The sequence below is a fragment of the Rhodococcus aetherivorans genome (assembly GCF_025722975.1).
GTDB classification, from domain to species: domain Bacteria; phylum Actinomycetota; class Actinomycetes; order Mycobacteriales; family Mycobacteriaceae; genus Rhodococcus; species Rhodococcus aetherivorans.
Map to the genome: position 1 here is coordinate 5,645,258 of NZ_CP106982.1, position 14,652 is coordinate 5,659,909.

Annotated in this window: 11 protein-coding genes and 1 riboswitch; of the genes, 5 read left to right on the forward strand and 6 right to left on the reverse strand. The window is 72.1% G+C overall.

Annotation, left to right across the window (positions count from 1 at the left end):
* Both OCS65_RS25840 and dacB read right to left on the reverse strand, forming a co-directional pair.
* On the reverse strand, nucleotides 1–1,041 hold the full coding sequence (locus OCS65_RS25840) for a zinc-dependent metalloprotease (protein ID WP_006930430.1): 1,041 nt from the start codon (nucleotides 1,039–1,041) through the stop codon (nucleotides 1–3).
* The gene (gene dacB, locus OCS65_RS25845; protein WP_263508074.1) at nucleotides 1,032–2,438 is read right to left on the reverse strand and encodes a D-alanyl-D-alanine carboxypeptidase/D-alanyl-D-alanine endopeptidase; all 1,407 of its coding nucleotides are present in this window, start codon (nucleotides 2,436–2,438) and stop codon (nucleotides 1,032–1,034) included. The genes OCS65_RS25840 and dacB overlap by 10 nt, the downstream gene beginning before the upstream one ends.
* A gap of 170 nt (nucleotides 2,439–2,608) precedes the next feature.
* Between dacB and OCS65_RS25850 the strand changes: the two genes are divergently transcribed.
* On the forward strand, nucleotides 2,609–3,100 hold the full coding sequence (locus OCS65_RS25850; protein WP_006930432.1) for an inorganic diphosphatase: 492 nt from the start codon (nucleotides 2,609–2,611) through the stop codon (nucleotides 3,098–3,100).
* 54 nt (nucleotides 3,101–3,154) lie between these two features.
* Here the strand turns inward: OCS65_RS25850 and OCS65_RS25855 are convergent, their stop codons facing one another.
* Both OCS65_RS25855 and OCS65_RS25860 read right to left on the reverse strand, forming a co-directional pair.
* A complete protein-coding gene (locus tag OCS65_RS25855; RefSeq protein ID WP_231772051.1) occupies nucleotides 3,155–4,264 on the reverse strand; it encodes an SRPBCC family protein in 1,110 nt (369 codons plus the stop codon).
* Nucleotides 4,265–4,275: 11 nt separating this feature from the next.
* On the reverse strand, nucleotides 4,276–5,106 hold the full coding sequence (locus OCS65_RS25860; RefSeq protein ID WP_006930434.1) for a crotonase/enoyl-CoA hydratase family protein: 831 nt from the start codon (nucleotides 5,104–5,106) through the stop codon (nucleotides 4,276–4,278).
* A 147-nt stretch (nucleotides 5,107–5,253) separates the two neighbouring features.
* Between OCS65_RS25860 and OCS65_RS25865 the strand changes: the two genes are divergently transcribed.
* Together OCS65_RS25865 and OCS65_RS25870 are read left to right on the forward strand one after the other, a co-directional pair.
* A complete protein-coding gene (locus OCS65_RS25865; RefSeq protein ID WP_006930435.1) occupies nucleotides 5,254–5,775 on the forward strand; it encodes a 2-oxo-4-hydroxy-4-carboxy-5-ureidoimidazoline decarboxylase in 522 nt (173 codons plus the stop codon).
* A 65-nt stretch (nucleotides 5,776–5,840) separates the two neighbouring features.
* A complete protein-coding gene (locus OCS65_RS25870) occupies nucleotides 5,841–6,314 on the forward strand; it encodes a YbaK/EbsC family protein (protein WP_006930436.1) in 474 nt (157 codons plus the stop codon).
* A gap of 55 nt (nucleotides 6,315–6,369) precedes the next feature.
* Here OCS65_RS25870 and OCS65_RS25875 read toward each other — a convergent pair whose 3' ends face one another.
* Nucleotides 6,370–7,689, reverse strand: a complete 1,320-nt coding sequence (locus OCS65_RS25875) for an aminotransferase class V-fold PLP-dependent enzyme (RefSeq protein WP_029540699.1) — start codon at nucleotides 7,687–7,689, stop codon at nucleotides 6,370–6,372.
* Between the two features lie 66 nt (nucleotides 7,690–7,755).
* Nucleotides 7,756–7,871: riboswitch (SAM riboswitch) on the reverse strand.
* 248 nt (nucleotides 7,872–8,119) lie between these two features.
* Between OCS65_RS25875 and OCS65_RS25880 the strand changes: the two genes are divergently transcribed.
* Both OCS65_RS25880 and OCS65_RS25885 read left to right on the forward strand, forming a co-directional pair.
* Entirely contained in the window at nucleotides 8,120–12,034 is a 3,915-nt protein-coding gene (locus OCS65_RS25880) for a Pls/PosA family non-ribosomal peptide synthetase (protein WP_051359163.1), read from the forward strand.
* Nucleotides 12,031–13,392, forward strand: a complete 1,362-nt coding sequence (locus OCS65_RS25885; RefSeq protein ID WP_006930439.1) for a M1 family metallopeptidase — start codon at nucleotides 12,031–12,033, stop codon at nucleotides 13,390–13,392. Before OCS65_RS25880 ends, OCS65_RS25885 begins: the two co-directional genes overlap by 4 nt.
* A gap of 4 nt (nucleotides 13,393–13,396) precedes the next feature.
* On the opposite strand, the gene OCS65_RS25890 is transcribed toward OCS65_RS25885, so the two are convergent.
* Nucleotides 13,397–14,578: an MFS transporter gene (locus OCS65_RS25890; RefSeq protein ID WP_230304602.1), complete on the reverse strand. Its 1,182-nt coding sequence runs from the start codon at nucleotides 14,576–14,578 to the stop codon at nucleotides 13,397–13,399.
* Between the last annotated feature and the right edge of the window lie 74 nt (nucleotides 14,579–14,652).

Genomic DNA, 14,652 nt, shown 5'->3' on the forward strand with positions numbered 1-14,652 from the left:
TCAGCCCAGCACCCGCGCGATCCACGCGTGGGGGTCGTCGATCTCGGCGAGGGTCGGCATCGCGTCCGGACCGCTCCAGACGACGTTGAACCGGGCCATGCCCGCCCGCTCGACGACGGTGTCGACGAACTTCTTGCCCTGCACGTACTGGGCCATCTTGGCGTCCATCCCGAGCAGTGCGCGGATGATGCGGTGGACGGGGTTCACGGCCCGGCGCCGGCGGTTGTCGAACGCCCGGCGGATCTGCGCGACGGCGGGCACCACGGTGGGCCCGACCGCGTCCATCACATGGTCGGCGTGGCCTTCGAGCACGGTGCCGAGGGCCAGCATGCGGTCGAGTGCGGCGCGCTGGGGTTCGGACTGCACCGCTCGGACGAGACCGAGCACGCCGCGCTCGGCCATGGGTTTCTCCTCGCCCGGCCGGCGATCGCGCAGGACCCCGGTGATCCGGCCGGCCAGGTCGGTGAACGACTCTTCCGCGGTCCGGCCCAGCTCCGCCGCGGCCTCGCGCATCAGATCTGCCATCCACGGCGCCTCGGCGAACTGCACGCGGTGGGTGACCTCGTGCAGGCACACCCACAGCCGGAAGTCGGCGGTGGGCACCCGCAGCGCCCGCTCGACCGCGACGACGTTCGGCGCGACGAGCAGCAGCGACCGTGAGAACGGGTCGTACTGACCGAGCACGGCGGAGGAAAGGTACGCGAGCATCGCACCGGCCTGCACGCCGGCGGGCTTGCCGACCCAGCGGCCGTCGGCGGGCCCGGAACCGGTGAGGTCTGCCATCGACCTGGCGGCGGCGTGCACCCAGCCGGACCGGTCGACGACCGCGGCGGGCGGCACGTCCCGCCCGTCACCGAGGCCGGTCAGCTCCCGCACCGGCGGCTCGGCGCGGTCGGCGGCCGACGCCAGCTCGGCGGAGACGGTCTCGGCGGTGTAGCGCGACATCGCCGGGCCCGGTCGGGTCAGGCGCGCCCCGATCCCGGCCGCGAGCTTCCAGTCGATCGCGTCACCCAGCGTCCGGTCCTGGTCGGTCATCGGCATCCGCATCCTCGGAGGGTCGCCGCCACCGCGTCGAGGGCCGGCCGGCTCTCGCCCGGCGGACGGTCGTTGGACAACAGGGCGAACGTCAGCACCCGTCCGTCGCTGTCGACGACGAATCCGGTCAGGCCGCTCGCCTGTGACAGAGTGCCCGTCTTCGCGCGGACCCAACCCGCCCCGTCGCGATTGGTCGAGGCGTAGCGCTCGGAGAGGGTGCCGGTGGCGCCGGCGACGGGCAGGTAGTCCAGCATCGGGCGCAGCGACGCCTGTTCGGTTCCGGCGGCGGCGGCCATCACCCCGTCGAGCAGTTGCGCGGGAATCCGGTTGTCGACGGACAGCCCGCTCACGTCGTGGAGGGTGAGCCCGGTCAGGTCGAATCCGGCCTCGCGCAGGACCGCGGAGACGCTGTCGACCGCGCCGCGGAACGACGGCTCGGCGCCCTCGGCCGCGGCGATCTCGCGGCCGACGGCCTCGGCGAGGACATTGTCGGAGTAGCCCATCATCTGCCCGAGCCGGTCGCGCAGCGGCGCCGACTGGACCGCGGCCAGCGGGGCTGCTCCGGGCCGGGCGGTGCCGGCGGCGACCCGGGCGGGGTCGGCGCCGAGTGCTGCGGCGAGGGCCCGACCGGCGTCGAGGGCGGGGGTGGGCGTGCGCGGCGACTCGTCCTCGAGCGGGTTCAGGCGGCCGCCGTCGAGCATCACCGGTTCGATCGGGGCCACGGAACCGCCGGCGATGTCGGCCGGGAACCAGCCGGGGGCCAGAGGGTCGCCGGCGTAGGCACCGGCGTCGACGAGCACCGTGTCGACGACGGTGCCGCTCCGCTGGATCTGCTGCACCAGGTCGGCGATGCGCGGGGCGCCGGCGTAGAAGCCGGATTCGCCGACGGGCCGGGCGGTGAGGGTGGGATCGCCGCCGGCGACGAGCACGATCTCCCCCGGCCGGCCACCCTCGACGACCTTGGTGGTGACGCGGTGTTCGGCCGGCAGGGCGAGCAGCGCCGCAGCGGCGGTGAGGACCTTCGTCGTCGACGCCGGAATCATCGGCCGGGCGGGATCCTTCGACCACAGCACGGTGCCCGTGGCGGCGTCGGTGATCGAGCCGGTGAAGTTGCCGAGTCCCGCGTTCCCCAGCGCCGGTGCGAGCGTGGCCGCCAGCGCGGGAGCGGTGGGGGCGAGCGCGTCGGCGGGTACCGGCGCCACCTGCGGGGTTGCGGTGACGGGCGCCGGCGCGGGCGCTATCGCGGCGGCGGCCTCCCCGCTGCGGACGTCGGAGAGCGCGAAGGCTCCCCCCACGAGCAGCGCGACGGTTCCCGCTCCCCAGATGGTGAACAGGATCCGGAGGTTCCGGCGGCGCCGTCCCGCCAGTGTGCCCAGCTTCTTCTTGCCCTGCCCCGCCAACACGCCTCCGCTGTGTCGAATCCCGCGGCGTCCGCTCCGGCGAAACCCGCGCCCTGGTGGCCGCCCCGCTGGTCCGGCACCTGCGCCACCAGCCTAGCGCCGACCCGTTATCCTCTGTGCGGACCATCACCGCAGATACGGCAGTCGTATCGACTTACAAGTGAGGACACGGCGTGGAGTTCGAGGTCACCATCGAGATCCCCAAGGGACAGCGCAACAAGTACGAGGTCGATCACGAAACCGGCCGTGTGAAGCTGGACCGCTACCTCTACACCTCGTTCGGCTACCCCGCCGACTACGGCTACATCGAGAACACCCTCGGCGAGGACGGCGACCCGCTGGACTGCATGGTGCTGCTGCCCGAGTCGGTGTTCCCCGGCGTCATCGTCGAGGCCCGCCCGGTGGGCATGTTCAAGATGGTCGACGAGGCCGGGGGCGACGACAAGGTCCTCGCCGTGCCCGCGGGCGATCCGCGCTGGGACCACGTCAAGGACATCAGCGACGTCTCGCAGTTCGAACTGGACGCCATCAAGCACTTCTTCGTGCACTACAAGGACCTCGAGCCGGGCAAGCACGTCGAGGCCGCGGACTGGGTCGGCCGCGCCGAGGCCGAGGCCGAGGTCTCCGCGTCGATCGAGCGCCTGAAGGCCGACGGCGGGCACTGACACCACGCATCGTTCGGGCTCCGCGGCCGCCGGCTGCGGAGCCCGAACGCGTTCTCACACGCCCTGCTCGATCGCGTCCCGGACCTCGGCGAGCCGATCGAGCAGGCGCGGGCGGAGCCGGGCGTCCACCCGCGCCGACCACGACTGCAGCGGGCGCGGCAACCGCATGACGAAGTGCTGCCGCAGGAGACATCCCCCCGGGGTGGACTCGATCCGGTAGTCGAGGTGACCGGTGAACCAGGCGCTCCGGAAGTCCATCCCGAGCAGCTCCGGCTCCTCGATCGCGGTCACGACGCTGTCGACGGACATCCACCAGCCCGGCGCGAGCCGCACCCGCTCGTGCCACCGGGTGCCCTCGGCGGTCGGACCGAGTGGAGATTTGCTCATCCGGACGCCCGTGCGCGCCGGTGCACCCACGTGTTCCTGAACGTCGGCGAGCAGCGCGAACGCCGCACCGGGCGGTCGGCGCACCGGGATCATGAGCCGGAAATCCATTGTGGCCCCATGACTTTCGTCGACAGGCGGCGGCCCGCCCCGGCGCCGTCGGGCATGCCGCTCGGCCCGGTCCCGGATGCCGAGCAGCATCCGCCGGGACATCACGAAGTCCCCCGCGTCCATGAGGGCGGCCCAGCCGACAGCGAACGGCGACGGAGGGATGCGGAATCGCACGCGATGCACCAGCCGGCTACGGCCGGGACCGTCCGGGCGCAGCACCAGCGCGGCGGTGACCGTGCCACCGTCGTGCGAGTGGGCATACACGAGCGAACGTCCGGGGTCGATCGACCCCACCCGGAAGGCGGCCGGAGAACCCGCGACGAGCCGGACGGGGTCGCCGACCTCGAGCCGCTGCAGTTCGGGCCGGATCTCGCCGGCGCTCGGCTTCCCGCCGTTGTCGACGAGGTCGTAGCTGTACCAGCCGGCACGGTCCCCCGCCCCCATCTGGACCAGCCAGGGCCACACGTCCTCGGGGTCGGCCGCGATCGACACCGCACGGGTCGCCGACCAGTGCGGACCGGGCACGATCTCATCACCCGGAACCCGCTGAGCCACTTCGGTCCTGGTCGCACCCCAGCGCAGCTGCCACGGCCGATAGACCGCCGGATACAACAGTGGGACGACCGGCACCAGCCGGCCGCCCCACGTCAGGGCCGGATGCCGTCGCACCCGTCCATCCTCTACCGCCCCCGGAACTCCGGGGGCCGCTTCTCGAAGACTGCCGTGATGGCCTCGGTCAGGTCCTCCGACGGCAGGAACGCCGCGTTCCAGGCCGCCACGTAGCGCAGGCTGTCGTCGACGCGCGCCGAGCGGCTGTGGTCGAGGACGTCCTTGATGCCGTGCACGACCAGCGGCGGGTTCGCCGCGATCTCGGCGGCGGTGGCCTGCGCGGCCGCCAGAACGGCGTCGGCGTCGGCGAAGACGTCGTTGACCAGACCGATCTTCTCCGCACGTGCCGCGTCGATGTCCTTGCCGGTGAGGGCGAGTTCGCGCAGGTGCCCGTCGCCGATGATCAGCGGCAGGCGGGCGAGGCTACCCACGTCGGCGACCATCCCGACCTTGACCTCGCGGACGCTGAACTTCGCGTCGGCACTGGCGTAGCGGATGTCGGCCGCCGAGATCAGGTCCACGCCGCCGCCGATGCACCAGCCCTGCACGGCCGCGACGACCGGCTTGCGGCAGTCCGCGACCGCGGTGATCGCCGCCTGCATCCGCTTGACCATCTCGTGGAACTCGGTGCGCGGGGCGGCCAGCGCCTTGTCGGCGAGGACCTTGCCCAGGTCGCCGCTCATGGCGGGCAGGTCGAGGCCGAAGGAGAAGTGCTTGCCGGCGCCGGCGAGCACGACGGCGCGCACGTCCGGATCGGCGTCGAGCTCGCCGAACAGCACGGGCAGCTCGGTCCAGAAGTCGGGACCCATCGCGTTGCCCTTGCCGGGCCCGACCAGCGTGACGCGGGCGACGTGGTCGGCGACGTCGACGGTGAACGCTTTCCAGCGGGAATCTGCAGTCATTACTCAACAGTAATGTCTGCGCTTCGGACGGCCGACGAGGGCCGCTCGTTACAGCCTCGAAAATTCCCTGCTACCCCACTGGTGACCGCCGCGAACCGGACGGATCCTGAGGACACGAACGGTCCGACTCGCAAAGGAGCGACTGCCATGTTGATGCATCAGGGCATCGGTCTGGGCGCCTTCAATGCCCTGTCCCGGCGGGGCGCCACCCACGCGCTGTACGAGTGTTGCGCGTCGCTGACCTGGGCCCAGTCGGTGGCGGCCGGGCGGCCCTACGCGAGCTACTCGGAACTGTTCGCCCGAGCCGACGCCGCCCTGTTCTCGCTGGGCGACGCGGAGATCGCGGAGGCCCTCGACTGCCACCCGGTGGTGGGACGCCGGCGCGGCAGCACCGCCTCGCGGCTCGAGCAGTGCTCGCTGTGGGACGAGGACGAGGCGTTGATGACCGCGATCACAGCCGCGGCGGCCGCCTACGAGGAGCGCTTCGGCTACCGCTACCTGTGGTGCCCCCAGGGACGCGGGCCGGGGGAACTGCTGACGGATCTTCACCACCGCCTCGCGCACGAACCCGAGGCGGAGCGCAAAGCGTGCACGGAGGAACTGGCCAAGATCACCCGTACCCGGCTCGAGCGCATGCTCGGACCGGAGGACGGCTTTCCCCTGTATTGACCGCCGACTGCGGGCAGCCCTGTCGATCGGGGCCACGGACGGCGGTGGGCTCCTAGGCTGGAACCATGTCCGGGACACTGCATCCGAATGCCGCTCGGGTGGCCGACACGCTCATCGCGCGCGGTCATCACGGGCTGATCACAACCCAGCCGGAGTCGGTGCACACCGCGGAGCAGGCGGCGGCCGCACTCGGGGTCGACGTGGGTGCGATCGTCAAGTCGCTGGTGTTCCTGCTCGACGACGAACCGGTGCTGCTGCTGGTCTCGGGTGCGCATCGGGTGAACCCGGAACGGACGGGCAAACGCCTCGGTGGTGCGCTCGTTGCGGCGCCCCCGGACGTGGTCACCGAGGTCACCGGGCAGCCCGTCGGCGGGGTGGCACCGCTCGGGCATCCGACGAACCTGACCACGTACGTCGACACCGCCCTGGCCGCTTTCCCCGAGCTGTGGGCCTCCGGCGGGCATCCGCGCACGCTGTTCCGCACGACGTTCCGCGAGCTGATGCGCATCACGGCGGCCGTCGACGTCGACGTCGACTAGACCTGCCGGCTCGACCGGCGGGCAGTGCCTGTCCGGCGGTCCGCCCGGGAATCGGTCAGCTGCACTGCGCGGCGCCGGCGGTGGACTCCACCAGGCCCGGACGGGTCTCGGGCGACGGTCCCCACAGGCCGTCGGTCTTGGCGTAGGTCCAGCCGGGACCGGCGTCGACGAGCCCGCGCAGCGCGTCGAGCAGGCGGTCCACGTCGGCGGACGAACTGCCGAGCCCCAGGGAGGCGCGCACCGCACCGCCGGGCAGGCCGACCCGCGCGAGCAGCGGGTGTGCGCAGAACCGGCCGTCGCGCACACCGATTCCGTGCTCGGCGGACAGGTACGACGCTACCTCGCCGGGTTCGAATCCGGAGACCGTGAAGGTGACGATGCCGACCGAGTCCGGCGAGTCGCTCCACAGCCGCAGGATCTCCACGCCGTCGAGGTCGCGCAGCCCGCCGAGGAGGCGCCGGCACAGCGCCTCCTCGTGCTCGGCGACGGCGTCGGCGTCGAAACCGGCGAGCGCGTCGCACGCCGCGGCGAGGGCCGCGACGCCGAGCACGTTCGGCGTGCCGGCCTCGTGCCGCGCCGGGGCGCACGCCCATTCGGTGTGACCGAGACGCACTTCGCGGACCGCACCGCCCCCTGCGAGATACGGTTCCGCGACGTCGAGCCAGTCCCGGCGTCCGACCAGAGCGCCGGCACCGAACGGGGCGTAGAGCTTGTGACCCGAGAACGCGAGGTAGTCGACGCCGAGAGCGGTGAGGTCGATCCGCCGGTGCGGCACCAATTGCGCTCCGTCGACGAGGATCCGGGCGCCGCAGGCGTGCGCCACGTCGGCGAGTTCGGCGATCGGGAGGACCTCGCCGGTCACGTTGGAGGCGCCGGTGACGGCGAGCAGCGCGGCGGGCTTGCTGCACAGCTCGGCGACGAGCCGGCGGACCGTCTCGGCGACGGTGTCCGCGGCCTCGACGACGCGGGCGTTCTTCCAGGGCAACAGGTTTGCGTGGTGCTCGACGTCGAGCACCACGACGTCGCCGGGTACGGCTCCGGCCAGGAGGTTGAGGGAGTCGGTGGTGTTGCGGGTGAACACCACCACCTGATCGTCTGCGGCGCACACGAATCGGGCCACCGACTCACGAGCCTGCTCGTAGCTCGAGGTGGAGATCCGGGAGGCGTAACCGGCACCGCGGTGCACACTGGCGTAGTACGGCAGGAGCTCGGCGATCCGCTCGGTGACCGCTTCGAGGGCGGGCGCGCTCGCCGCGTAGTCGAAGTTGGCGTAGGTGCAGGTACCACCCTGGACCAGGGGTACCTGCAGGTCACATCCGGTGACCCGGGCGAACGGGGCGATGCAGGTGTCGGCGGTCAGTACGGCAGCAGTCATGACGTTCCCTCGTCGTTCAGGGATTCGCCGGTGGTCGCCTCGTCGCCCGAGTGCGATCACGGTCCGAATCCGCGCTTGCCGTGTCCGGTGTGGAAACACGGCCTGGTCGTCACCCGGAGCACCCCACCGCGGAGGAGGGTTGCCGACCAGCTAGCCGGGGCTTGTCGCTGGTTCTCGTGACCTGCCGAAGAGGATTGCAGGAGCGCGCACGGATGTCAAACCGGAATCGCGGCGGCCGTCGTCCCGCAAACGGAAGTTTCAGGGAGATACGGTTTTTCGAGCGGAATCGGACGCCGCGCCGCGGAGCGCGACGTCGGGTCGAGCGGGAGATTCCACCGATGGAGTGGGCACCGACACACCCGATGTTCACCCTCCGTCCATCTGACCGTGAGATAACCGGACGAACGCATCACCAGGCCGAGAGAAGGACATGCGATTGCCTGCCCAGCCCACGACGGATCCGGATCGGTCGTATCGCATCCCCGAGGAGTTCGTTCGCTCCTCCCACGCCCCGGCCCCCCGCACCCTCGTCGACATCCTGCGGGCCACCGCCGACACCCACCCGGACGCCCCGGCCGTCGACGACGGCACCGTCACTCTCAGCTACACCGAACTCGTCGAAGAGGTCATCGCCTGCTCGTACCGGCTCGCCGACGCGGGAGTCGGCGCCGGTGACCGCGTCGGCGTGCGCATGCCGTCCGGCTCCAAGGACCTGTACGTGATGATCCTGGGCATCCTCGCGGCGGGCGCGGCCTACGTGCCGGTGGACGCGGACGACCCCGACGAACGCGCCGAACTCGTGTTCGGGGAGGCGATGGTCACCGCCGTCGTCACCGCCGACGGCATCGGCCCGGGCACCGCGCCGCCGTCGCCCGCGCCACAGCTGCGCGGCCCGCGCCTCGACGACGCCGCCTGGATCATCTTCACCTCCGGCTCCACCGGCACCCCCAAGGGCGTCGCGGTCAGCCATCGCAGCGCCGCCGCCTTCGTCGACGCCGAGGCCCGGCTGTTCCTGCGCGAGAACCCGATCGGGCCCGGCGACCGCGTACTGGCCGGACTGTCGGTCGCCTTCGACGCCTCCTGCGAGGAGATGTGGCTGGCGTGGCGGCACGGCGCGTGCCTCGTGCCGGCGCCCCGCTCGCTCGTGCGGTCCGGGATGGACCTCGGGCCGTGGCTGGTCTCCCGCGACATCAGCGTCGTCTCCACCGTCCCCACCCTCGCGGCGATGTGGCCCGCCGAGGCGCTCGAAGCGGTGCGGCTGTTGATCTTCGGTGGCGAGGCCTGCCCGCCGGACCTCGCCGAGCGACTGGCCGTGCCCGGTCGCGAGGTGTGGAACACCTACGGGCCGACCGAGGCCACCGTCGTCGCATGCGCGGCAACCATGGACGGCAAGGGCCCGATCCGCATCGGTCTGCCGCTCGACGGCTGGGACCTCGCCGTGGTGGACGCCGACGGCCGGCCCGTGCCCGAGGGCGGTACCGGCGAACTCGTCATCGGCGGCGTCGGACTGGCTCGCTACCTCGACCCGGCCAAGGACGCCGAGAAATACGCCCCCATGCCCACCCTCGGCTGGGACCGCGCGTACCGCAGCGGCGACCTGGTCACCCTCGACCGCAGGGGCCTGCTGTTCCAGGGACGCGCCGACGATCAGGTCAAGATCGGCGGTCGGCGCATCGAGCTCGGCGAGGTCGACAACGCTCTGCAGAACCTGCCCGGCGTCGCCGGCGGCGCGGCCGCCGTGCGCAAGACCGCGGCCGGGCACTCGATCCTCGTCGGGTACATCGCCAGCACCGACCCGGAGTTCGACCTCGCCTCCGCGCGCGACCTGCTCGGCGAGCAGTTGCCCGCGGCCCTGGTGCCGCGGCTGGCGCTGGTGGACGAGCTGCCCACCCGCACCTCCGGCAAGGTGGACCGCAACGCGCTGCCGTGGCCGCTACCCGGCGCCGAGGCCGACTCCGCCGAGGCCCTGGGTCTCGACCCGACCGCCGAGTGGGTCGCCGGACTGTGGGTGTCGATCCTCGGCACCCCGATCGAGAGCATCGACGACGACTTCTTCGAACTGGGCGGCGGCTCCCTCTCCGCGGCCCAGCTGGTGACCGCCCTGCGCGAGCGCTACCCCGCGATGACCGTCGCCGAACTGTACGACCATCCGCGGCTCGGCTCGCTGGCCGGGTACCTCGACGACCTCGCACCGTCCGCGGTGGTCGCGCCGCGGCAGGTGGCCCCCGTCCCACGCCGGACGCAGCTGCTGCAGCTGGCCATCACGGTGCCGCTCACCACCCTGACCGGACTGCAATGGGTGACATGGCTGGCGACGGCGAACAACGTCTTCGCGCTGTTCGTCGACCTGCCGTGGCTCGCGCCGGTGTCGTGGTGGTGGGTGGCGCTCGGCATCCTGCTGTTCCTGACCCCGCTCGGCCGGATGTCCGTCGCCGTCGCCGGGACGCGGCTGCTGCTGCGCAACCTGGAACCCGGCACCTATCCGAGGGGCGGCAGCGAACACCTGCGGCTGTGGACGGCGCTGCGGCTGTCGGAGGCCAGCGGCGCGGTGAACCTGTCCGGGGCGCCGTGGATGCTGTATTACGCCCGCGCCCTCGGCGCGAAGGTCGGTCAGGGCGTCGACCTGCACAGCCTGCCGCCGGTGACCGGCATGCTCGAACTCGGCGACGGCTGTTCCGTCGAACCCGAGGTCGACCTGTCCGGCCACTGGGTCGACGGCGACGAGGTCCACATCGGCACCATCCGGATCGGCGCCGGCGCCACCGTCGGTGCCCGCTCGACGCTCGCCCCGGGCGCCAAGATCGGCAAGAACGCCGAGGTCGAGGCCGGCTCCGCCGTCTTCGGCCGGGTCAAGGCCGGCCAGCACTGGGCGGGCTCCCCTGCGCGGAAGGTCGGCAAGGCCGTACATCCGTGGCCCGACGAGCCGCCGCGCCGCGCCGCGTGGTGGGTGCCGGTCTTCGGCCTCACGTCGGTGGCGCTGGCCTCGCTGCCGATCGTCTCGATCGCCGCCGGCCTCACGCTGGTCGGATGGTGGATCCGCGACACCGCCGACCTGACCGACGCGTTGCTCCGCAGCGCAGCGATCCTGCCGGTGGCCGCACTGTTGACCCTGTTCGTGTTCGCCGCGCTCACGGTGCTGTCGGTGCGCGCCCTGTCCCTCGGCATGATCGAGGGCCACCACCCCGTCCGCAGCCGCGTCGGCTGGCAGGTGTGGGCGACCGAGCGCCTGATGGACAGCTCGCGCACGTTCCTGTTCCCGCTCTACGCCTCGATGCTCACCCCCGGCTGGCTGCGGCTGCTCGGCGCCGACATCGGCAAGGACGTCGAAGCCTCCACCGTGCTGATGGTGCCCAAGTTCACCCGCGTCGCCGACGGCGCCTTCCTCGCCGACGACACCATGGTCGCCAGCTACGAACTCGGTGGCGGCTGGCTGTACATCTCCCGGGCCAAGGTCGGCAAGCGCGCGTTCCTCGGCAACTCGGGCATGGCCGCCCCCGGGCGCCGGGTGCCCAAGTACGGGCTCGTCGCCGTGCTCTCCGCTGCCCCGTCGAAGGCCAAGTCGGGTTCCTCGTGGCTGGGCAGCCCACCGGTGCGGCTGCGCCGCGCCGCGAACGACGGCGACTCGAGCCGCACGTTCGCGCCCCCGCTGCGGCTCCGGGTGGCACGCGGCTTCGTCGAGACCTTCCGCCTGCTCCCCATGATCGTCACGTTCGGCATCGGCCTCGGCGTCCTGTTCGCCCTGCAGGCGCTGGCCGGCGCGGCGGGATACGGCCCGGCCGCGGCGCTGAGCGGCCTCGTGCTCATCCTTGCCGGCGCCGTGGCCGGCATCGTGTCCGTGACCGCCAAGTGGGTGGCCGTCGGGCGCATCGGCCGCGAGGAGCACCCGCTGTGGAGCTGGTTCGTGTGGCGCAACGAGGTGGCCGACACGTTCGTCGAAACCGTCGCGGCGCCGTGGTTCGCCCGGCCCGCCACCGGAACGGCCGTGATGAACCTGTGGCTGCGGGGCCTGGGCGCGAAGATCGGCCGCGGGGTGTGGTGCGAGAGCTACTGGCTGCCGGAGGCCGACCTGGTGACCCTCGGCGACGGCGCGACGGTGGAACGCGGATGTGTTGTGCAAACGCACCTGTTCCATGATCGGATCATGTCCATGGACACCGTCACGCTCGGCGCCGGCGCCACCCTCGGCCCCCAGTGCGTCGCACTGCCCGCGGCCGGAATCGGAGCCGGCGCCACCGTCGGTCCCGCCTCGCTGGTGATGCGCGGCGACGTCGTTCCGGATTCGAGCAGATGGCAAGGCAATCCGATCGCACCGTGGTCACACCCGAGCGATTGGTCCCCGCAGTGAAGCCGGGGAACGACCCGAAGAAGTCGCGCGACAACGGCAGGACCGCGAAGCCGGACGCCCCGATCGATCCGTACCTGCCGCGGAGCGGCAACCGCGGGTACCGCGTGTCGCGGTACGAGCTCGACCTGACCTACCGGGTGGTGGCCAACCGGCTCACCGGCACGGCCACCGTCATCGCCACCACCACCGACGCACGCGGCAAGTTCGCGCTCGACCTCGCACCGACGATGCGGGTGACGAAACTGTCGGTCAACGGATCCCGGCCCGCCAAGTACGCCCAGCGCGACGGCAAGCTCGTCGTCACCCCGGCCCGGAAGATTCCCGTGGGCGGGGTCCTGACGATCGTCGTCCACTATCACGGAACACCGAAACCGATCCGCAGCCCCTGGGGCGAGGTCGGCTGGGAGGAACTCGAGGAGGGGTCGCTCGTCGCGAGTCAGCCCAACGGCGCCGCATCGTGGTTCCCCTGCGACGACCATCCCGGCGCCAAGGCCAGCTACCGGATCACGGTCACCGCCGACTCGCCCTTCCAGGTGATCGCGAACGGCACACTGGTGCGCAGGACGACGAGGGCCAGCCAGACCACCTGGGAGTACGAACAGCCGGAGCCGATGGCGACCTACCTGGCCACCGTGCAGATCGGAAACTACGAGACCCGCAGGGTGTCCGACGGGCCGGTGCCCCTCTACGCGGTGCATCCCCCGCGCCTGAAGGCGAACTTCGACCGGGACTTCGGCCGGCAACCACAGATGATGGACGTCTTCTCCCGGCTCTTCGGGCCCTACCCGTTCACGCACTACAGCGTCGTCGTCACCGCGGACGAGCTCGAGATCCCGATCGAGGCGCAGACCCTGTCGATCTTCGGCGCGAACCACTGCGACGGCAGCCGCGGCGAGGAGCGGCTCGTCGCGCACGAGCTCGCCCACCAGTGGTTCGGCAACAGCCTCACCCTGTCGCGGTGGCGCGACATCTGGCTGAACGAGGGCTTCGCCTGCTACGCGGAGTGGCTGTGGTCGGAGAACTCCGACGGCCCGTCGGCGCACACGATCGCCGCCGACGCGCACCGGGGGCTCGGCCGCAAACCCCAGGACCTCCTCCTCGGCGACCCGGGCCCGGAGCTGATGTTCGACGACCGCGTCTACAAGCGCGGCGCCCTGACCCTGCACGCGCTGCGCCTGCGCCTCGGCGACGAGAAGTTCTTCGCGTTGCTGCGGCAGTGGACCGCCGAGCACCGGCACGGGACCGTCACCACCGAGCAGTTCACCGATCTGGCGGCGCGGTTCGCGGATGCACCGCTGCGTCCGCTGTGGGACGCGTGGCTCGCCGAGAAGGCACTGCCGCCGATGCCCGAGCCGTGAGGCGTCAGGCCTGTGCTCGCTCCGGCAGGTGCGCCCGCCACTTGACCAGGACGAGCACCAGGCACGCGGCCGCCGCGACGGCGCCCACGACGAACATCGCCGGGTAGGTCAGGACCGGGTACGTCTGCGACAGGTACACCATGGCGGCGGGCACCGCGAAACCGAGATAGCTCAGCGAATAGAACACCGCGGTGAGCCCGGCGAGGTCGTCGGGGCCGGCGATGCGCTGCACCTCCTGCAGACCCGACACCAGTGCCATGCCGTAGCCGCACCCCAGGACGACCGCGGCCAGCAGCGCCAGCGGCACGGTCAGTGCCGCGGCCGCGACCGCCGCCGTGACCATCCCCACCACGAGCAGCGTCAGCGCCACCACCACGGCCCGGGCGTTGCGTGGGGTGTCGATCCGGCGGCCCAGCGACTGGATCGCGAAACCGGCACCGAGGGCCACGACGCACAGCAGTGCCGAGAACGCGACCGGCGCGTCGCCGCTGTGTCCGGTCATCAGCGCCGGAATGATCGCGTAGGCCGAACTCGCGGCACCGAACACCCAGGGGGCGACGGGGGCGATCACGAACAGGAAGCGGGCGTGCCCGGCCGCCGGGATCTTCAGATCCTCCCGCAGCGGAGTCCGTTCCACCTCCGGCTGCGCCGGCCGGGTCTCCGGCGTCCGGAGCAGCGCCGCACCGGCGCCGACGCTCAGCCCGATGTGCACGAGGTAGGTCAGGGCGCTCGGCATCGGCGCCCACTGCGCGAGGGCCCCCGCGACCCCGGCCCCGACCCCGAAGCCGGCGGTCAGGCTCATCGCGGCCCGTCGCGCACCGGCACCGGGAGTCGCGCGCGGATCCCAGCGCGGATCGGACAGTTCCTTCAGCCAGCTGCCGCCGACGGCCATGCCGAGACCGAGGGCGATCCCGCAGAGGATGCGACCGAGGATGAGCAGCGGCGCGGAGTCCGCCCCGAGGGCGAGCACCGCGGAACCGGCCAGGCCGACGAACGGCGCGGGCACCATGACCGGTCGCCGCCCGAGCCGGTCGGAGAGCGGGCCGCCGACGAGCAGGGCCGGCACGATGCCCAGGACGTACGCGAAGAGGAACAGGTCGACGACGACCGGCGCGAAACCGTGTTCGAGCCGGTACATCACGAGCAGCGGCGTGAACTCGTTGCCGCCCCAGGCGACGGTGAACATCGCGGCGGCCACGAGCAGCCACGTCCCGCGCGGGACCGTTTCCGTAAGTGTCGGCAGCCGACCGGGGTCGGTGG

Excerpts from the sequence above, each read along its gene's own strand:
- OCS65_RS25840 (WP_006930430.1), bottom strand. The coding sequence starts at position 1,041 with ATGCCGATGACCGACCAGGACCGGACGCTGGGTGACGCGATCGACTGG.
- OCS65_RS25860 (WP_006930434.1), bottom strand. The coding sequence starts at position 5,106 with ATGACTGCAGATTCCCGCTGGAAAGCGTTCACCGTCGACGTCGCCGAC.
- OCS65_RS25865 (WP_006930435.1), top strand. The coding sequence starts at position 5,254 with ATGTTGATGCATCAGGGCATCGGTCTGGGCGCCTTCAATGCCCTGTCC.
- OCS65_RS25870 (WP_006930436.1), top strand. The coding sequence starts at position 5,841 with ATGTCCGGGACACTGCATCCGAATGCCGCTCGGGTGGCCGACACGCTC.
- OCS65_RS25875 (WP_029540699.1), bottom strand. The coding sequence starts at position 7,689 with ATGACTGCTGCCGTACTGACCGCCGACACCTGCATCGCCCCGTTCGCC.
- OCS65_RS25880 (WP_051359163.1), top strand. The coding sequence starts at position 8,120 with ATGCGATTGCCTGCCCAGCCCACGACGGATCCGGATCGGTCGTATCGC.
- OCS65_RS25890 (WP_230304602.1), bottom strand. The coding sequence starts at position 14,578 with ATGTTCACCGTCGCCTGGGGCGGCAACGAGTTCACGCCGCTGCTCGTG.